Annotated in this window: 16 protein-coding genes; 11 read left to right on the top strand and 5 right to left on the bottom strand. The window is 74.1% G+C overall.

Annotation, left to right across the window (positions count from 1 at the left end; genetic code table 11):
* Positions 1-49 precede the first annotated feature (49 nt).
* Both ACIG5E_RS01475 and ACIG5E_RS01470 read right to left on the bottom strand, forming a co-directional pair.
* Complete coding sequence (locus ACIG5E_RS01475) at positions 50-991, bottom strand: alpha/beta fold hydrolase (protein WP_396530750.1); 942 nt, start codon at positions 989-991, stop codon at positions 50-52.
* Between the two features lie 144 nt (positions 992-1135).
* Complete coding sequence (locus ACIG5E_RS01470; protein WP_396530748.1) at positions 1136-1897, bottom strand: dienelactone hydrolase family protein; 762 nt, start codon at positions 1895-1897, stop codon at positions 1136-1138.
* 93 nt (positions 1898-1990) lie between these two features.
* Between ACIG5E_RS01470 and ACIG5E_RS01465 the strand changes: the two genes are divergently transcribed.
* A complete protein-coding gene (locus ACIG5E_RS01465; RefSeq protein WP_396530747.1) occupies positions 1991-2341 on the top strand; it encodes a DUF6191 domain-containing protein in 351 nt (116 codons plus the stop codon).
* 21 nt (positions 2342-2362) lie between these two features.
* Here the strand turns inward: ACIG5E_RS01465 and ACIG5E_RS01460 are convergent, their stop codons facing one another.
* Positions 2363-3214 (bottom strand): iron-sulfur protein, encoded by an 852-nt coding sequence (locus ACIG5E_RS01460; RefSeq protein WP_396530746.1) that lies wholly within the window; start codon positions 3212-3214, stop codon positions 2363-2365.
* Between the two features lie 231 nt (positions 3215-3445).
* Between ACIG5E_RS01460 and ACIG5E_RS01455 the strand changes: the two genes are divergently transcribed.
* The 10 genes from ACIG5E_RS01455 to ACIG5E_RS01410 all read left to right on the top strand — a co-directional run bounded on the left by ACIG5E_RS01455 (position 3446) and on the right by ACIG5E_RS01410 (position 15640).
* Positions 3446-4411, top strand: coding sequence for a FecCD family ABC transporter permease (locus ACIG5E_RS01455; protein WP_396531008.1), 966 nt, complete (start codon positions 3446-3448; stop codon positions 4409-4411).
* A 26-nt stretch (positions 4412-4437) separates the two neighbouring features.
* A complete protein-coding gene (locus ACIG5E_RS01450; RefSeq protein ID WP_396531007.1) occupies positions 4438-5451 on the top strand; it encodes a FecCD family ABC transporter permease in 1014 nt (337 codons plus the stop codon).
* The gene (locus tag ACIG5E_RS01445; RefSeq protein WP_396530745.1) at positions 5451-6314 is read left to right on the top strand and encodes an ABC transporter ATP-binding protein; all 864 of its coding nucleotides are present in this window, start codon (positions 5451-5453) and stop codon (positions 6312-6314) included. Before ACIG5E_RS01450 ends, ACIG5E_RS01445 begins: the two co-directional genes overlap by 1 nt.
* Before the next feature lie 45 nt (positions 6315-6359).
* Positions 6360-7358: an ABC transporter substrate-binding protein gene (locus tag ACIG5E_RS01440; protein ID WP_396530743.1), complete on the top strand. Its 999-nt coding sequence runs from the start codon at positions 6360-6362 to the stop codon at positions 7356-7358.
* A 223-nt stretch (positions 7359-7581) separates the two neighbouring features.
* A complete protein-coding gene (locus tag ACIG5E_RS01435) occupies positions 7582-8781 on the top strand; it encodes an acetyl-CoA carboxylase biotin carboxylase subunit family protein (RefSeq protein WP_396530742.1) in 1200 nt (399 codons plus the stop codon).
* On the top strand, positions 8778-10484 hold the full coding sequence (locus tag ACIG5E_RS01430) for an IucA/IucC family protein (protein WP_396530741.1): 1707 nt from the start codon (positions 8778-8780) through the stop codon (positions 10482-10484). Before ACIG5E_RS01435 ends, ACIG5E_RS01430 begins: the two co-directional genes overlap by 4 nt.
* Complete coding sequence (locus ACIG5E_RS01425) at positions 10481-11668, top strand: MFS transporter (protein WP_396530740.1); 1188 nt, start codon at positions 10481-10483, stop codon at positions 11666-11668. The genes ACIG5E_RS01430 and ACIG5E_RS01425 overlap by 4 nt, the downstream gene beginning before the upstream one ends.
* Positions 11665-13437, top strand: a complete 1773-nt coding sequence (locus ACIG5E_RS01420) for an IucA/IucC family protein (protein ID WP_396530739.1) — start codon at positions 11665-11667, stop codon at positions 13435-13437. The genes ACIG5E_RS01425 and ACIG5E_RS01420 overlap by 4 nt, the downstream gene beginning before the upstream one ends.
* Before the next feature lie 8 nt (positions 13438-13445).
* Positions 13446-14660: a type III PLP-dependent enzyme gene (locus ACIG5E_RS01415; protein ID WP_396530737.1), complete on the top strand. Its 1215-nt coding sequence runs from the start codon at positions 13446-13448 to the stop codon at positions 14658-14660.
* A 182-nt stretch (positions 14661-14842) separates the two neighbouring features.
* A complete protein-coding gene (locus ACIG5E_RS01410) occupies positions 14843-15640 on the top strand; it encodes an inositol monophosphatase family protein (RefSeq protein WP_396531006.1) in 798 nt (265 codons plus the stop codon).
* Between the two features lie 68 nt (positions 15641-15708).
* On the opposite strand, the gene ACIG5E_RS01405 is transcribed toward ACIG5E_RS01410, so the two are convergent.
* Positions 15709-17226: a pyridoxal phosphate-dependent decarboxylase family protein gene (locus ACIG5E_RS01405; protein ID WP_396530736.1), complete on the bottom strand. Its 1518-nt coding sequence runs from the start codon at positions 17224-17226 to the stop codon at positions 15709-15711.
* The gene (locus ACIG5E_RS01400) at positions 17223-18638 is read right to left on the bottom strand and encodes a diaminobutyrate--2-oxoglutarate transaminase (protein ID WP_396530734.1); all 1416 of its coding nucleotides are present in this window, start codon (positions 18636-18638) and stop codon (positions 17223-17225) included. Before ACIG5E_RS01400 ends, ACIG5E_RS01405 begins: the two co-directional genes overlap by 4 nt.
* Positions 18639-18792: the final 154 nt, after the last annotated feature.

The following is an 18792-nucleotide window of genomic DNA, read 5'->3' as shown; positions in this document are numbered from 1 at the left end:
CAGAGCGTGCCGCGAGTCCAGCAGGCGCTGTACGGAGGGAGATTGAGCCTCAATGCCCGGCGTTCCGGGCGATTCGGGCGGGGTCGGACACCTCCCGGACGGCTGCGGCGACCACGTGCGGCCGGTCGGCGTGGATGTAGTGGCCGGCGCCGGACACCTCGGTGTGGACACTCCGGGCGGCGCCAGCCGCGATCCGCGCCTGCGCGGCGGTGAAGCGGGTGCGAAGGGCGCGGGGCAGCCCCTCGGTCGCGCTCAGCACGGCGACCGGCACCTCGGGCAGCGCAGCGTCGGCGCGCCGGCGGCGCAGCACCGGGACGGCGAGACCGGTCAGCCGGTGCTCGGCGAGCACGGCCCGCCGCTGGTGCGGGTGGGCGACGGTCGCCGCCTCGGCCCGGGCGAGGGCGTCGTCGCGATCGGGTGCGGCGGGTGCCAGCGCCGCCCGGAGCAGCGCGAACCGGAGCAGCGCAGCCTCGACGACGGCGATGGCGCGCGGCCGGAACTCCTCGTGCGCCGGGTCCACCAGGACCAGGCCCGCCACCAGCTCCGGCCGTTGCCGGGCCATGAGTTGGGCCAGTTGGCCACCCCAGCTGTGCCCGACCAGTACGGCCGGTCCGGCGTCCAGGTGCCGTACCAGGGCAGCCAGATCCTCGACCGGCGCGTCCAGCGAGAGAGTTGGAGCACGGTCGGGTTCGCTGGCGCCGAGTCCGGCCCGGTCGTACGCCACGACCCGTCCCAGCCCGGTGAGTTCGGGCAACAGCGGAGCCCAGGTGAGCGACGAGTCGCCACAGCCGGCGATCAGGACGATCGGCACGTCCTCGCCCGACCCCGCCTCCACCCACCGCAACGCCCGTCCGCCACGGTCGAGTTCGCCCGGCCGTACGCCTCCGGGAGTGTGCTCGGCCAGCGCCTCGGCGATGAGCTCCCGGATTTCGCCGAGTGGACGGGCGGTTCGATTGTTCGCCTTGTTCTCCTTGTTCCGTTTGTTCGACATGGTCAGGCCCCCGTGGCTGCGTCGACGGGCCCGCCGGTCCGGTGCGACCGGGCGGCCGGCGTCGGCCCCCGGCCGCGCCCGCGGGCCCGGCGGCCACTCTACGGCTGGTGGGTCGGGGGCCAACAGACCGGATTCCGGCGGGGGTTACGCGGGCAGGGTGCGGCGCAGCAGGTCGAACAGTGCCGCCCAGTGCCGAGCGTCGCCGACCGCGTCGTAGCGGGTGGTGTCGGCCTGGGTGAAGCCGTGCCCGGCGCCTTCGTACACCTCGGCCTTGTGACGCACCCCGGCGGCGGTGAGGGCCTCGCTAAGCCGGGCGACCTGCTCGGGCGGCATCGCGTCGTCCTGGTCGGCGTGGCCGAAGTACAGCTCGGCGGCGATCCGTTGGGCGTCCAGGTGCGGGCTGTCCGGACGGTCGGTGGCGAGGTGGCCGCCGTGGAAACAGGCCGCGGCGGCGACCCGGTCCGGGTGGCTGATGGCGGTGCGCAGGACGAGGAAGGCGCCGAGGCAGTAGCCGGTGGCGCCGATCGGGCCGTCCTGGACCAGCTGGGAGCCGTCGAACCAGGCCAGGTAGGCGTCCGCGTCGCGGGCGGCCACCTCCGGCGAGGTGGCGGGGATGAGCAGCGGGCCGAGCTGGGCGTAGATCTCGTCGCACTGGTCGACGTCGATCAGCTCGGGCAGTTCGACCAGCGGCGCGCGGCCCTTGCGGTAGTAGGCGTTGGGGACGAGGACGGTGTATCCGGCCTCGGCGATCCGGTCGGCCATGGCCTTCAGGTGGGGCCGGAGGCCGAAGGCGTCCTGGTACAGCAGCACGCCGGGGTGGGGGCGGCCGTCGTCGGGGTGGGCGAGGTAGGCGTCGGCGGTGCCGTCCGCCGTCGTAATGTCCACGATGGTTCCGCGCACGGTCATGGGTGAGAGTTCTCCTTAGGATCCGCTGGCAGCCTAGCGAATGGATGTCCGATACCAGGAACGCCGGTGCGGCGGTCGGGCGTTGGGCTGGGCATGGGCTTTGTCGTGGGCGGGGTGTGCGTGGTCGCGGTGGCGGTCGGGCTGATGGTGCTGGCCGGCTTGCAGGTCCGGGGCGAGTCCTCGCCGCGCCGCCGGCAGGGCGGGCCGGGGGTCGGAGTGGGTGGCCCTGGCGGACTACTGGACGAGCTGCACGCGATGTTCAGCCCGGGCAAGCGGATCCAGGTCGAGCAGCGGCGGGAGCAGCTGGCCCGGCGGGACGACGCCGAGGCCGGGGCGCCGCCGCACTTCGGGGTGGACCTGGACCGGGGCGTGGCGGTGCTGCGGCTCGCCAAGGACGATGGGGGCGGCGACGGCAGGAAGGGTGGCGGCGAAGCCGGGCGGTAGGACGGATCTGCCGACTGTCCGTCAGAGCCGCTGCAGTCGCTCCTCATCGCTGGTGCGCGGGCAGGTCAGGCAGGCGAGGGCCTCGGGCTTGACGGCGTAGTAGAGGCAGCAGCCGAGCCGGGTGCGGGTGTGGTGGTCGCGGCCGTCCGGGGTGCGCAGCCGGCGGAAGTCGGCGGCTCCGGGCAGCGGCAGGGTGCCGCCGGGCAGCAGGGCCCCGGCGGCGGCGACGGCGGCGCCCTCCTCGACGGCCTTCCCCGCGGGGGCCTCGGCGGCGGCTGCCTGCGCGTCGAGCATCCGGCCGAGGTACCAGACGGCGGAGGCGAGGTCGTCGGTCACCATGCCCCAGAGCGCCCGGTCGCGGCGCCGGGTCGGTCCGGCGAAGGCGGCGAGCACCGGTTCGAGGTGGGCGACCACGGCGGCGCGCAGTTCGGCGCGCAGTTCGTCGTCGCCGGGGCGGGTGACGTACCCGCGCGGGCGCAGCGCGAACTCACCGGTGGGGGCGTGCAGCCAGAGGTCGGCGGGGTCGACGGCGGGGACCCGTCGGGTGAGGTGCCAGGGGCCGGCGATGAGCAGGCAGACGGACCAGACGTAGTGGTGGAGCAGCCGGGAGGCGGTGACGTGCGGGCGCGGCGCGCGGCCGTGCTCGGCGGCGATCCGGGCCTCCTCGCCGGCCAGGACGGCGGCCAGCGCCCGTTCGTCGGTGGCGAGTCGGGCTCCGGAGTACCAGCCGTCGGCGGCCGACGGGTCGGGCTCGGCGGGGTCGAGCAGGTGCAGTCGGAGCACCGGGCAGAGCCCGCGCAGCCGCTCGTAGTCGCCGGCCAGGGCGACGGACCGCCCTCGGGAGAGGACGGGCAGGGGTGTTCCGGGGACCATCGGCGCTCCCGAGATCGATTCCGAATGATCGATTAAGGTGAGGCTCACCTTACAATGCCTCAGGTGGTGCACCAACCACCCTTCCGTGCGACCGGGCGATCCCGACCGACCGCCGGACCGAGCTTGACTAACTTAGGCAAACCTAACCTAAGATATCGACTCGTGCTGAGAACTGATCCGCCGGCCGCCACAGTCCCGGCCACGCCCCGTTCCTCGGCGGTCCAGCGGCCCCTGCTGCTGGTCGCCGGTGTGGGTGCGCTCGTGCTGTGTGCCGCCCTGAGTCTTGCGCTGGGCTCCCGATCCATCCCGCTGTCCACCGTCGTCGACGCCCTCGCCGGCACCGCCCACGGCGGTGACGCCGACGTGGTGACGGGCCTTCGGGTCCCGCGCACGCTCATCGGCCTGGCCGTCGGGGCCGCGCTCGGCGTCGCCGGGGCGGTCGCCCAGGGCGTCACCCGCAACCCGCTGGCCTCGCCGATCACCCTCGGCATCAACGCCGGTGCGAGCCTCGCCGTGGTCGCCGCGATCTACACGCTGGACCTCTCCCGCCCGGCCAAGTACGTCTGGTTCGCCTTCGCCGGGGCTGCGGTCGCCGCCGTCGCCGCGTACGCGATGTCCCGGCGCGGCGGGGACCTCGACCCGGTCCGGCTCGCACTCGGCGGCACCGTGCTCACCGTGGTGCTCACCTCCTGGACCTCCGCGCTGATGCTGGCCAGTCACCGCACCCTGGACGAGGCCCGGTTCTGGCTGGCCGGCTCGATCGCCGGGCGGCACCTGGACACCCTCACTCCGGTGCTGCCGTTCCTGGTGCTCGGTCTGCTGGGCGCCTTCGCGATCTCCCCCGCGCTCAACGCGCTGGCCCTGGGCGACGAGACCGCCCAGTCGCTGGGCGTGCCGGTGGCCCGGATCCGGGTGGTCGGCGGACTGGCCGTGGTCCTGCTCGCGGGCAGCGCGGTCGCCGTCTCCGGACCGGTGGCGTTCATCGGACTGGCGGCGCCCCACCTGGTCCGCCCGCTGCTCGGCAACGACCACCGCTGGCTGCTGCCCGGCTGCCTGATCACCGGGCCCCTGCTGTTGCTCGCCGCCGATGTGCTCGGCCGGCTCGTGGTGCAGCCCTCCGAGATCGAGGTCGGCATCGTGACCGCCTTCCTCGGCGCGCCGCTGCTCGCGGTGCTGGCCCGGAAGGTGGCCAAGTGACCGCGCCGACCACACTGACCGCGCCGATGGGCGCGATCACCCGCCGCCGGGCCCGGACCGCCGCCTGGTCGCTGGTCGCCGTCGCACTGCTGGTGCTGCTGACCGACGTCGCCCTCGGCACCGGCCAGGTGAGCATCTCCGCCTGGGACGCGCTGCGCGCCCTGTTCGGTCAGGGCGAGCCCGGCAACGTCCTGGTGGTGCAGCAGTTCCGGGCGCCGCGCGTGGTGTCCGCGCTGATCGCCGGCGCCGGGCTGGCGATGGCCGGTTCGGTGCTGCAGCGGCTGTTCCGCAACCCGCTGGCCGCCCCCGACACCATCGGCATCACCGGCGGTGCCTCGTTCGGCGCGGTACTGATGCTCGCCACCGGCGCCTCGCAGCAGCTGATCCCGCTGGCCGCGGTCGGCGGCGGAATGCTCGCCGCGCTGCTGCTCGGCGGCTTCGCCTGGCGCTCGAAGATGGCCGTCACCCGGCTGGTGCTGGTCGGCCTGGCGGTCCAGCAGGGCCTGGCCGCCGCCGTGAACCTGATGATCGTACGGTTCCCGGCCGAGCTGGCCTCCTCCGCAATGCAGTGGACCACCGGCTCGCTGTACGGACGCAACTGGACCGAGGTGTGGATCGGCGGCTCCGCGATCGCGCTGACCACCGCCGCCCTGCTGCTCTGCCAGCGGCGGGTCGCCGTCCTCGACCTCGGCGACGACTCGGCCGGCGGCCTCGGCCTGAACCCCGCCCGGGACCGGCTCTGGCTGCTGCTGCTCACCATCACGCTCGCCTCGCTGGCCGCCGCCCTCACCGGGCCGGTCGCCTTCGTCGCGCTCGCCGTCCCGCACCTGGTCCGGCTGCTCGCCGGCCCGCCCACCCTCGGCACGCTCGGCCTCACCGCGCTAACCGGCGCCGTGCTGCTGCTCTCGGCCGACCTCCTCGTGCTCCACGTGATCCCCGTCCACGGCCTGCCGGTCGGTGCCGTCACCGCCACCCTCGGCGCGCCCTGGCTCCTGGTGCTGATGATCCGCCAGGGCCGGCTTCCCCAGAGGAGCAGCTGATGACCTCCCCCTCGACCGTTCCGACCGGGAACCGGCTCGCCGCCCACGGCCTCGGGCTGCGCTACGGCGAGCGGACCATCGTCGACGGGCTCGACCTCGAACTGCCCGGCGGCGCCGTCACCGCGATCGTCGGACCGAACGCGTGCGGCAAGTCGACCCTGCTGCGCGGCCTCGTCCGGCTGCTCGACCCGGCCGCCGGCACCGTCACCCTGGACGGCGCCGACATCCACCGGATGCCCGCCCGGACGCTCGCCAAGCGGATGGGCCTGCTGCCGCAGCAGCCGGTCACGCCCGAGGCGGTCACCGTCGAGGCGTTGGTACGGCTCGGACGCTACCCCCACCAGCGGATGCTCAGCCCGTGGTCCAAGGCCGACCAGGCGGCCGTCGAGGAGGCACTGACCCGCACCGGCACCGCCGAACTGCGCGACCGGCAGGTCGACCGGCTCTCCGGCGGGCAGCGCCAGCGGGTCTGGATCGCGCTCGCGCTCGCCCAGGAGACCGACCTGCTGCTGCTCGACGAACCGACCACCTTCCTCGACCTGCGCCACCAGCTCGATGTGCTCGACCTGGTCGCCGACCTGCACGCCGAGGCCGGGCGCACCGTCGTCATGGTGCTGCATGACCTCGGGCAGGCCGCGCGGTACGCCGACCACCTGGTGGTGCTCAAGGACGGGCGGCTCGCCGCGGCCGGTCCGCCCGCCGAGGTGCTGACGGCCGAGCTGGTGGAGTCCGTGTTCGGCGTGCCGTGCCGGGTGGTGCCGGACCCGGAGACCGGGACGCCGCTGGTCGTGCCGCGGGCGCGCGTCCGGGCCGCGGCCGCCCCTTCCGCCTCCCCTTCCGCCTCCGCTTCCGTCCCCGCCTGAACTTCCCTTTTCCGTCCCCCCGTTCGACCGATCCAAGGAACCCCGATGAACCGCCGCCTCCCCGTCGCCGTCCTCGCCGTCACGCTGTCCGCCACGCTCCTCGCCGCCTGCGGCAGCAACGGGGACACCGCCGGATCGGGGGGCGACTCCGCGTCCTCCGTCGCCTCGGCGGGCACCGCCGCCGGGTTCCCGCGCAGCGTCAAGCACGCCGCCGGGACGGCCCAGATCAAGTCGCAGCCCAAGCGCGTCGTGGTGCTGGACAGCGGCGAGCTGGACGACGTCACGCTGCTCGGCATCACGCCGGTCGGCGCGGTGTCCCCGCACATGAAGACCGAGGGCGGGTTCCCGAACTACCTCAAGGACAAGATCAAGGACACCAAGGACGTCGGCCCGATGAACGAGCCGAACCTGGAGCTGATCGCCTCCCTCAAGCCCGACCTGATCCTCTCCTCCAAGGTCCGGCACGCCAAGGTGTACGACCAGCTGAACGCGATCGCGCCGACCGTGCTGGCCGAGACCACCGGCTTCCCGTGGAAGGAGAACCTCGCGCTGTACGCCCAGGCGCTCGGCAAGGAGGACGAGGCGAAGAAGGCGCTGGCCGACTACGAGGAGCGGGCGCACAAGCTGGGCGAGGCGATCAAGGCGAAGTACAACGGGACGATGCCGACTGCCTCGGTGGTCCGCTTCGTGGCCGGTCCGACCCGGCTGTACGCCAAGGCCTCCTACAGCGGTGTGGTGCTCAAGGACGTGGGCCTGACCCGCCCGGCCTCGCAGGACGTGGACAAGAACATCATCGAGGTCAGCGCCGAGCAGATCAACCAGGCCGACGCCGACCTGGTGTTCGTCACCACCGCCGACGACCCGACCAAGACCAAGGAGAGCGAGGTCCAGCAGACCCCGGTCTGGCAGGGCCTGAACGCCGTCAAGAACAACAAGGTCTTCACCGTGCCGGACGAGACCTGGATGTCCGGCATCGGCGTCCAGGCCGCGGACGCGATGCTCGTCGACATCGCGAAGGCGGCGGGCGTGGACGCGCCCAAGTAGCCGTTGCCTGCTGTTCGCCTGTTCTCCCGTTCTCCCGTTCTCCCGTTCTCCCGTTCTCCCGTTCTCCCGTTCGTCTGTCCGCCTGCCCGCCTGCCCGCCTGTGGCCGGGCCGGGCCGCGAGGAACAGCGAACAACGAACAACCGACGGCGAACAGACAACAGATTTCGAAATCTGTCATCTGTCATCTGTTCGCCGTTCTTCGCCCCCCCCAAGGACACCCCCATGCGGCTCTACCTGCTCGCCCTCAACCCCACCGACTCGGTCACCCGCGGTTTCCTGCCCGCCGCCGCCCGGCTCGGGCTCGACGTCACCGTCCTCACCGACCACGTCGAGGCCCACCAACGCGCCTACTCCGACGAGGAGTTCGCGTGCGAGGTGGTGGAGTGCGACGTCCAGGACTTCCGCGAGGTGATCGGGCTGATATCCCAACACCAAGCGCCCGCCGCGGTGTTCAGCAACAGCGACCACCTGCAGACCCAGACCGCACTGGTCGCCGAGTACTTCGGCCTGGCCGGCAAGGACTGGAAGGCCGCCCTGCGGGCGAAGAACAAGGGCGAGCTGCGCCGCCACCTCGCCGAGTGCGGACTGGACCGGGTCTGGTCCGCCGAACTGGCCCCCGGGCAGGACCCGGCCGGCCTCACCCCGCCGTTCCCGTGCATCGTCAAGCCCCGCGAGGGCGTCGCGAGCGAGGACGTCACGCTGGTCGCCGACGACACCGAACTCGCTCTGCGGGTCAAGGAGATCCAGCACCGCCGCCCCGGCGCCACGCTGGTGGTGGAGGAGTTCCTGGCCGGTGAGCTGTGCACCCTGGAGACCCTCGGTGACGGCCGTGACCGGCACGTCCTCGGCGGCTTCCGCACCCGGCTCTCCCCGCCGCCGGACTTCATCGAGGAGGTGCTGACCTTCGTCCCGGCGCACCCCCGGCCGGTGGTCGACCAGGTGCTCGACCAGCTCGACGCCCTCGGCGTCGGACTCGGCGCCTGCCACACCGAGTTCGTCCTCCAGCCGGACGGCCGCGCCCGCATCATCGAGGTCAACTACCGCGCCATCGGCGACCAGTGCGACCTGATGCTCGCCGAGATCCTCCGGATCCCCTACTTCGAGCTGGTGCTGCGCACCCACCTCGGCGAGGCCCTGCCCGCCGACCTCGGCGCCCGCACCGACCAGCGGGCCCGCCATGAGCGCGTCTGCGCCGAACAGGCCGGCACCCTGACCGCCGCCCCCGAGCCGCGGTTCGAGCGGCGCGCCGACGGCGTCGTGCTCTCCTACCGCCCGGTGCGCGAACTCGGCGCACACCACGAGCTCTACCGCACCAACCGCGACTACCTGGGCATCGTCTGGGCGGTCGGCCCGGACCAGGGCGCGGTGGACGCCGCCGTCGCGGAGTTCATCGCCGCCAACCGCTGGGAGATCGCCTCATGACCACGGCCGAGGCGACTGCCCACGGCAGCGCACCCGTCGACGGAACCGCCGCCGAGCGGCTGACCCTGCGGGTCCTGTCCGCCCTGCTTCGCGAGGACGTGCTCGGCCTGCGCACCGACGGAGTCCTGGAGCAGCGGCCCGACGGCCCCTGGCTGACCGACGGCACGCTCGCCCTCCCCGTCACCCCCGAGGGGTTCCAGGGCGACCACGCGGCCCGGTTGCCGGCATTGGAGGTGAACGGAACCCGCCTCACCGACCTGCCCGCCGTCCTCGCCCACCTCGCGGACCGCGCCGATCCGCTGGACCGCCCGGGCCACCTGGCCTTCGCCGAGGAGTGCCGGCAGACCCTCGCCACCATGGAACTGCACGACCGGGTGCTGCCCGAGGTGCACACCGAACTCGCCGAGCGCTACGGCAAGGACGTGGCCGACTGGACCGGCCCCCGCGCCTCGCTCGGCTTCGAGGCCCTGGCCGCCTTCCTGGACCACCCGGTGTATCCGACCGCACGCGGCCGCTCCGGCCTGACCAAGCCGCAACTGCGCGCTTACGCACCGGAGTTCCATCCCACGTTCCGGCTGCGCTGGCTCGCCGTCCCGGCCGGTCGCCTGACCGTACGCGGTGACGGCCCGCTGCCCGCTTGGTGGCCGAGCGCCGAACAGCTTGGCGTGCCGGGCGAGTTCCTGACCGTCCCGGTCCACCCGCTCACCGCGGGAGAGGACTTCAGTCGGATCGCCCCTGGCTCGGTGCTCGCTCCCGAGCCGTACCTCGATGTGCTGCCGACGCTGTCCATGCGCACCGTCGCCGTCGTCGCGGACCCGGCCTGCCACCTCAAACTGCCGCTGGCCACCGCGACCCTGGGGATGCGCAACCGGCGCACCATCAAGCCGGTCACCCTGGTCAACGGGGCGGTCGGGCAGCGCCTGGTGGAGGCCGTGGTAGCCCGCGAGCCGCGCTTCACCGGACGGGTGCTGCACGTCGACGAACAGCGCTACGCGCACGCCGACGACGAGCTGCTCGCCGTCCTGCTGCGCCGCTACCCGGACGGCCTGGACGGCGCCGTCACCGTGTCGCTGGCCGCCCTGCTCGCCGAAGCCCCCGACGGGCGACTGGTGATCGACCACCTGGCCGACCGCTTCCACCAGGGCTCCGTCCTCGCCCTGTACGAGGAGCTGCTGCGGCTGCTGGTCGACTGGCAGACCGCCCTGTTCGGCCATGGCATCGCCCTGGAGTCGCACCAGCAGAACACCTCCCTCGTCCTCGACGGCTCCGGTCTGCGGCTGCTCTACAAGGACACCGACGGCCCCCGGATCAACACTTTCCGGATCGGCGAACTGGCCCCGCTGGCCGCCGAGTTCCGCGACCCAAGAATCCTCGGCGAGCAGGACCGCGCGCTCACCGACCTGTTCACCACGATCACCGGCCACCTGTGCACCGCCTCGCTCGCCTTCGGCCTCGCCGCGCACGGCCGGGTGCCGCTGGAACGGAGCCTGGAGCTGCTGCGCACCACCCTCACCGAGGCCGTCGACCGCCTCGGCCCGGCCGGGCAGCCGCTGCGCACCGCCCTGCTGGACGCCGAACGGCTGCCGGTCAAGGCCATGGTGAGCGCCGGCACCCTGCTGAGCAAGGAGCGAAGCGGCGCCGCCGACATCAACAAGCACTACACCGACGGACCCAACTACCTGCTGCCGAAGGACCGTTCATGACCACCGTCGAGCCACTGCCGCGGTCGGCCGGAACGGTCGGACTGGACCGACGCCAGGTGCACGCGGTGGCGGCCTGCTACTTCGTCGCCTCCTTCGCCGCCCTCGGCCTGCCGCCCTACCTGACCGAGATCCTCCCGGGCCTCGGCGACCACGACGGGCACTGGGCCGGCCTGCTCTACATCGTGCCGACCGTCTTCACCGCCCTCGGCGCACCGCTGTGGGGCCGACTGGCCGACCGCTTCGGCCAGAAGCGGCTGCTGCTGCGCGCCCAACTCGGCCTCGCCGTGTCCTTCCTGCTCGCGGGAGCCGCCGACAGCCTGCCCGCCTTCACCATCGCGCTGGTCCTCCAGGGTTTCCTCGGCGGCACCTTCTCCGCCACCAACGGCTACCTCGCGGCCGCCCTGGACGGCTCCCAGCTGTCCAAGGCGCTGACCCTGATGCAGGGCAGCGCCCGGGCCGCCCTGGTCACAGCACCGATCCTGGTCGGCGCGCTGTCGCCGTGGATCGACCCGCACCGGCAGTACCTGGTGCTGGCGGTGCTGCCGCTGACCGCCGCGGCCTTGCTCAACTTCCTGCCGGAGCCGGTCCATCCGGCCGCCGCCCGAACCGGCCGCGACGCCGTCGAGGTCGACCCGCCGGGCTCGCTCAGGCTGCTCTACACCTTCGAGTTCGCCTTCGTCTTCGCCACCGTCATCTCCTTCCCGTACCTGATCACCCTGGTCCAGCAGCGGCTGCCGGGCGTCAACGGCACCGTCGCGGGCCTCCTGTTCGCGCTGCCGCACCTGGTCTACCTGGTCGGTGCCGGGCGGGTGCACGCCGCCGTCGAGGCGCGCCCCCGGACCGGACTGGCCCTGGGTTTCGTCCTGGTCGCCCTCGGGCTGGCCGGTCACGCCCCGGCCCACTCCCTGCTCACCTTCGCCCTCACCCGGGCGGTGCTCGGGCTCGGCATGACCTTCGGCCTGGTCTGCCTCGCCGTCCTCGCCGCCGAAGCCGCTCGTGGCCGCGCGCCAGGCCGGATGTTCGGCACCCGCGAAACCGTCTCCAAGTGCGGTGCCGTCGCCGCCGGACTCGCCGCCGCGCTCGCCAACGGCAGCGGCGGACCGGCCGCCCCGATCGTCACCGGCACCGTCGCCGCACTGGCCGCCGCCCTGCTCGCCCTCCTGACCCGTAGGAGCCCCCGATGACCGCCCGGCCCGCCACCCTCCCCGCCGCACTTCCCCTCGAAGCCGCCCTTCCCCTCGAAGCCGCCGCCGAACTGCCCGGCACCGACGAGGCGGTGGCCCACACCCTGCTCAACTGCCTGCTGCGCGAGGTATCCGCGCCCGAGCACCAGACCGCCGTCGACGACGGCCGGCTGCTGCTGCGCCTGCCGCGCCGCGGCACCCTGCTGCGGGTCGCCCTGCGCCGCACCTCGTTGCTCGGCGCGCACCGCTTCACCGGCCCCGTGCACGAGGAAACCCCGGACGGGTGGCGCGAGTTGGGCTGGCGCGAGCTGGCCGGGTACGCCCAGGACGAACTGGAGCTGCGCACCGGCACGGTGAACGAGGAGTTCCTCGACCAGGTGGCGTCCAGCCACCGCGGCGTGGGCGCGGGCCTGGCCGAGCGTCCGGCCGCCGGGGCGGACCGCTACCTGGAGTCCGAGCAGGCCCTGCTATTCGGCCACCGCTTCCACCCGGCTCCCAAGTCCCGCTCCGCCGCCCGCGGCGACTGGCGCCACTACGCGCCCGAGTCCCGCGCGGCCTTCCCGCTGCGCCACCTCGCCGTCCGCGCCGAGCTGCTGGCCGAGGAGTCCCTGGACGAGGGCGCGAGCGCCGTGCTGGACGGCCTCGGCGAGGTGCCGGACGGCTACCGACTGCTGCCCGCCCACCCCTGGCAGTACCAACTCATCGGCGACCAGCCGCTGTTGCGCGCCGCCCTGGCGCGCGGCGACGTCCTCGACCTCGGCCCGCGCGGCGAGCGCTTCGCCGCCACCGCCTCGGTGCGCACCCTGTACGGCGCGGACGCCTTCCTCAAGTTCAGCCTCAACGTGCGCATCACCAACTGCCTCCGCAAGAACGCCGCCTACGAGCTCACCGGCGCCGTCGCGCTCACCCGGCTGCTCGACCCCGCGCTCACCGACCTCGCCCGGCGCTTCCCCGGGGCGGCGATGCTGCGCGAGCCCGCGTTCCGCACCCTCGCCCTGCCCGGCGCCGACGGCCGCCCGGACCGGGCGCTGTACGAGGGCTTCGGCCTGATCCTGCGCGAGGGGTTCGGCGGCCTGCTGCGCCCCGGTGTCACCCCGCTGCTCGCCGCCGCCGTCGCCGACGAGCACCCGACCAGTTCGGCACACATCTCCCGCCTGCTGGGCGGGAGTTCGGACAGCACGGCGGCACTCGACTGGTGGCGCGACTACCTGCGACTGCTCCTCCCGCCGGTGCTGGCCGCCTACTTCGACCACGGCGTGGTACTGGAGCCGCACCTGCAGAACGTGCTGATCGGCGTCGACGCCGAGGGCCGCCCGGCGCAGGTGCTCTTCCGCGACCTCGAAGGCACCAAGCTGGTCCCCGAGCAGAACGCCGACATCCTGGCCGCCCTGCCGCCCGAGGTGGCCGGCCCGATGACATACGACGCCGAGCGCGGCTGGGACCGGGTGGTCTACTGCCTGCTGGTCAACCACGTTGCCGAACTGCTCGCCGCGCTCGCCGACCGCCATCCCGAGCTGGAGGGCGCGCTCTGGCAGGCCGTCCGGGACGTCCTGGAGGAGTACGCGGCCCCGCACGGCCGCCCGCCCCGGCTGCGGGCGCTGCTGGCCGGCGTCCCGCTGCCCGCCAAGGCCAACCTGCTGACCCGCTGGGAGCGCAAGGCCGACCGCGAGGCCGGGTACGTCCGACTGCCCTCCCCGCTGGCCGGCTCGGTGCTCGCCGAGGCCGCCCGCATGACCGCCCACCTTCCCGCCGGGAGCGCCGCCCGATGAGCAACACCATGAGCAATACCGCGAACAGCACCGTCCACCACCATGTCGCCTCGCTCGCACCCGACGAACTGCCCGCCTACGTATACGACTTGGCCGCGCTGCGCGAGCACGCCGCCGCCGTCCGGGCCGCGCTGCCCGAGCGGGTCGAGCTGTACTACGCCGCCAAGGCCAACCCGGAGGCGCCGCTGCTGACCGCGCTGCGCGACGCCGTCGACGGCTACGAGGTTTCCAGCGGCGGGGAGTTGGCGCACGTGCGAGCCGCCGTTCCGGACGCGCCGCTGGCTTTCGGTGGGCCGGGCAAGACCCCGGCCGAGATCGCCGCCGCCGTGGACGCCGGGGTGCACCGCTGGCACGTCGAGAGCGAGCAGGAGCTGCACCGACTCGCCGCCGTACTGGCGGAGCGGCCGGGGGCGGCGGTGGACGTCCTGCTGCGGGTCAACCTGCCGGTGGTCACCGACGCCCTGGACGCGGTGCCGCTGGCGATGGGCGGACGGCCGACCCCGTTCGGGCTCGACCCGGACCGGGCCGAGAAGTGCGTCCGGCTGCTCGCCGACGGCGGCCCGCTCGGCCGGCAGCTGCGCCTGCGCGGGGTGCACGCCCACCTGGCCAGCGGACTGGCGGCGGCGGAGCAGCTGGCGGTCGCCGAGCAGATCGTCACCTGGTCGGCCGAACTGGCCGAGCGCAACGGCTTCCCGCTCACCGAGGTCAACATCGGCGGCGGGATGGCGGTGGACTACGACGACCCGGCGCAGCGCTTCGACTGGACGGCCTTCGGCGAGGGCCTGGCCAAGCTCCTCGACACCCACCCCGGGCTGACCCTGCGGATCGAGCCCGGCCGGGCGCTGACCGCGTACTGCGGCTGGTACGCGACCGAGGTGCTGGACGTGAAGCGCAGCCACGGTGAGGACTTCGCGGTGGTCCGCGGCGGCACCCACCACCTGCGCACCCCCGCCACCCGCGGGCACTCCCAGCCCTTCACGGTGCTCCCGGTGGACGCCTGGCCGCACCTCTGGCCGCGCCCCGCCGTCGGCACCGGCCGGGCGACCCTGGCCGGGCAGCTGTGCACCCCGAAGGACGTGCTCGCCCGGGCGGCGAGCGGCGCAGCGGGCCTGCGGGCGGCGGACCGGGTGCTGTTCGCGATGGCGGGCGCGTACGCGTGGAACATCTCGCACCACGAGTTCCTGATGCACCCCCGCCCGGGATTCCACTACCTGGGCGGCTGACGGCTGGCGGCGAACACTCGGGTGCCCGAGGGCGAACAAATGACAGCTGACAGCTGACAGATTTCGAAATCTGTCATCTGTCATCTGTCATCTGAAATCTGTTTGTCGTCAGCTGTCCGCCGACACCCCATTCGCCCACTCGTGCGAAAGTGGGTAACGGCGAAGGGAGCGCGAACGTGCTGATGGACAAGGTGGCGGACATACTCGCCGAGGCTTCGGCCGAGGCGGTGGAGCCGCGCTTCCGGGCTCTGGCCGCCGGTGAGGTGATGGAGAAGGCACCCGGCGAGATCGTGACGATCGCCGACCGCGAGGCCGAGGCGATCATCGCCCGCCGCCTGCACGAGCTCCTCCCCGTCCCGGTGGTCGGCGAGGAGGCGGTGGCCGCCGAGCCGTCGCTCGCCCAGGCCATCCACGACGAGCCCGCCGTCTGGCTGGTCGACCCGGTGGACGGCACCTCCAACTTCGTCGCCGGACGCCCCGACTACGCCGTGATGTGCTCCCTGGTCCGCACCGGCCGGACGGTCGCCTCGTGGATCTGGCAGCCCGCCACCGCGACCGGCTACCGCGCCGAACTGGGCTCCGGCGCCTGGCGCGACGGCGCGCGCCTCACCCGCCCACCGGCACCCGCCGACGCCGGGAAGCTCACCGGCATCCTGAAGAGCCGCTTCCTCTCCCCGGAGCACCGCCGCCGCCTGGAGACCGGCTGCTCGGCCTTCGGCGAGATCTCCCCCGGCCGCAGCGCCGCCGGGATCGAATACCCGGACGTCGTCGAGGGCCGGACCGACTTCATCTTCTACTGGCGCACCCTCCCCTGGGACCACGCCCCGGGCTCGCTCCTGCTCACCGAGGCCGGTGGCCTCGCGGCCCGGCTGGACGGCGCCCCCTACCAGCCCGAAGCCCCGGGCTGCGTGGACGGCCTGCTGGTCGCCGCCGACCCCGACACCTGGGAACTCACGCGCGGCATCCTGCTGAACGCCTGACCCCACCCCGGACCTCGACCCCGTGCCCCGCCCCAACGGTGGGCACGGGTCCACCCCGGCCAACGCCCCTACCCCGCCCGTTCCCCGGCGACCTTGCGCCCCGCGCCGACCACCTCCCGCAGCAACGCGCCCACCTCCCCCACCGTCGTGTGCGGGTTGAGCAGCGTGAGCTTCAGCCGCACCCGCCCCGGTCCGGCCCCCGGCAGCTCGGTGCGCCCGACCACCGCACGCCCGGTGCGCAGCAGCAGTCGGCGCAGCCGCCCGTTCAGCTCGTCCACGGCGGCCTCGTCCGTCAGCCCCGGCGGCCGGTAGCGGAACAGCAGCGCGGTGAGGACCGGCTCGGAGTGCAGTTCGAGCGAGGGTTCGGCCCGGACGGCGGCGGCCGCCGCCAGCGCCAGGTCGTGGCAGGTGTCGACCAGCCGGCCGAGCCCCTCGCGGCCGAGGGTGCGCAGCGTGACGGCGAGCTTGAAGGCGTCGGCCCGCCGGGTGGTGCGCAGCGAGCGGCCGAGCAGGCTGGGGTAGCCGGCCTGCTCGTCGTCCACCGGGTTGAGGTACTCGGCGCGACGGGCGAGCGAGACGTACGTCTCCGCCCGGCGGACCAGGAAGACCCCGGCGGCCGCGGGCTGCCATCCGAGCTTGTGCCAGTCGAGGGAGACCGAGTCGGCGCGGCCGATGCCGTCGAGCAGCGGGGCGAGCCGGTCGGAGAGCAGCGCGCCGCCGCCGTACGCGGCGTCGACGTGCAGCCAGGCGCCGTAGCGTCCGGCCAGGTCGGCGGCGGCGCCGAGCGGGTCGATCGCGCCGGTGTCGGTGGTGCCGGCGGTGGCGACGACGGCGATCGGGGTCCGACCGGCCCAGCTGGCCTCGGCCAGTACTCGTTCCAACTCCTCGGGCGCCATCCGGAGTCGGCGGTCGACGGGGACGGCGATGACGGCCCGCTCGCCGAGTCCCAGCAGGGCGGCCGAGCGTTGGACGGAGAAGTGCGCGGCCTCGGAGGCGAGGATGCACGGCCGTATGCCCGCCGGGATCCCGTCCAGCTCCACGATGCCGTCGAGCTTCTGGTCCCGTGCCAGCATCAGCCCCATCAGGTTGGACTCGGTGCCGCCGGAGGTGAGCACCCCGGCCGCCCGCGCCGGGTCGTAGCCGACCAGCGCGGCCAGTTCGGCGATCAGCGCGGTCTCCAGGGCCGTCGCGGCGGGGGCCTGGTCCCAGGAGTCCTGCGAGGGGTTGAGCGCGCTGACCGCGAGGTCGGCCGCGGTCGCGACGGCGAGCGGCGGGCAGTGCAGGTGGGCGGCGCAGGCCGGGTCGGCGGGGTCGGCGGCGCCGTAGGCGAGCAGTTCGGTGAGCCGGGCCAGTGCACCGCGCCCGCGGGCTCCGGACAGCCCGTCCGCGACCAGGGCGGCGATCTCGGCCGGGCTGCCGGCGGGCAGCGGTCCGGAGCGCCGTGCGGTGCCGGTGTCGAGCGCGTCGAGGACGGTGGCCAGCAACGGGCCGAGCGCCCCGGGCCCGCCGGCGCCGCCCGCGAGCGCGTCCAGGGGGACGTCCTCGCCGGGCGGTTCGGGCACCGCCCCGGACGAGTCGGCGGTCATGCGCCACCCCCGCCGGCTGGAGCGGAAGCCGAAGCCGATGCCGATGCTGACGCGATCGCGTCCGCCAGCCGCTCCAGCACCGCGGCGACCTGCTCGTCGGTGATGGTGAGCGGCGGCAGCAGCCGCAGCACCGCGTCGTGCCGCCCGCCGAGTTCGACGATCAGCCCGCGCGCCAAGCAGGCCTCCCGGACCCGTACGGCGAGCGCCGGATCGGCCGGCCGGGCGCCGCAGGCGTCGGGCTCGGCGGCCGGGTCGACCAGTTCGACGCCGATCATCAGCCCCCGCCCGCGGACGTCGCCGATCACCGGCAGTTCCGCGGCGAGCTCCCGCAGCCGGGCGGTCATCCGGGCGCCCGCCACGGCCGCCCGCTCGGCCAGCCCGTGCGCGGCGACGTACCGCAGGGTGGCGGCGCCGGCGGCCATGGCGAGGGTGTTGCCGCGGAAGGTGCCGGTGTGGGCGCCGGGCCGCCAGCCGTCGTAGTCCTCGTGGTAGACGACGACGGCGAGCGGCAGGCTGCCGCCGATGGCCTTGGAGAGCACCATGGCGTCCGGGACGATGCCGCTGTGCTCGACGGCCCACATCGCGCCGGTGCGTCCGACGCCGGTCTGCACTTCGTCCACGATCAGCGGGATGCCGCGTTCGGCGGTGATCCGGCGCATTTCGCGCAGCCAGCCGTCGGGCGCGGGGACGACCCCGCCCTCGCCCTGGACGGCCTCCAGGATCATCGCGGCGGGCGGCACCACCCCGCCCGAGGGGTCGTCCAGCAGCCGTTCCACGTAGGTCGCGCCGAGTTCCGCGCCCGTCTCGCCGCCGACCCCGAACGGGCAGCGGTAGCCGTACGGGTAGGGCAGCCGGACCACCTCGCCGCCGCCGGGCAACGGCTCCTTGACGGCGACGTTGCCGGTGAGCGCGAGGGCGCCGGCGGTCATGCCGTGGTAGGCGCCGGTGAAGGCGAGCGCGCTGGGGCGGCCGGTGGCGGTCTGCATCAGTTTGAGCGCGGCCTCGACGGCGTCCGTGCCGGCCGGTCCGCAGAAGTGCACCCGGGCGCGGGCGGCGAACTCGGCGGGCAGGCTCTCGAAAAGCGCGCTGGTGAAGTCGTCCTTCTCGGCGGTGGCGAGGTCGAGCAGGTGCAGCGGGGCGCCGCTGTCGAGGGTGCGGCGGATCGCCTCCAGCACGACGGGGTGGTTGTGGCCCAGGGCGAGCGTCCCGGCGCCGGAGAGGCAGTCCAGGTAGCGGCGCCCGTCGGCGCCCTCGACGGTCATGCCGTGGGCCCGGACCGGGACGATCGGGAAGGAGCGGGCGTACGTCCGGGCCGCGGACTCGCGGACGCGCTGTCGGCGCAGGATGGCCTCGCCGGAGGGCGGGGCCGCGGTGGCGGTGGCGGCCTGGGCGGGTACGGCGGCGAGCGACAAGGCGAACCCCCAGAAGAAGTTAGGTAAGCCTAACTTTATCGCCCTTGACCTGGCGGAATGCTTCGGGGCACCCAGAACCACCCGAGCGAGTGAACCTCCCCCGGTACCGCCTGCGCCGCCCCCGGCCAGCCCAACGACCGACCCGCCGGGAGGT

Source organism: Kitasatospora sp. NPDC053057, assembly GCF_044546945.1.
GTDB lineage: Bacteria > Actinomycetota > Actinomycetes > Streptomycetales > Streptomycetaceae > Kitasatospora.
This window is presented reverse-complemented; position numbering and strand designations above follow the sequence as displayed.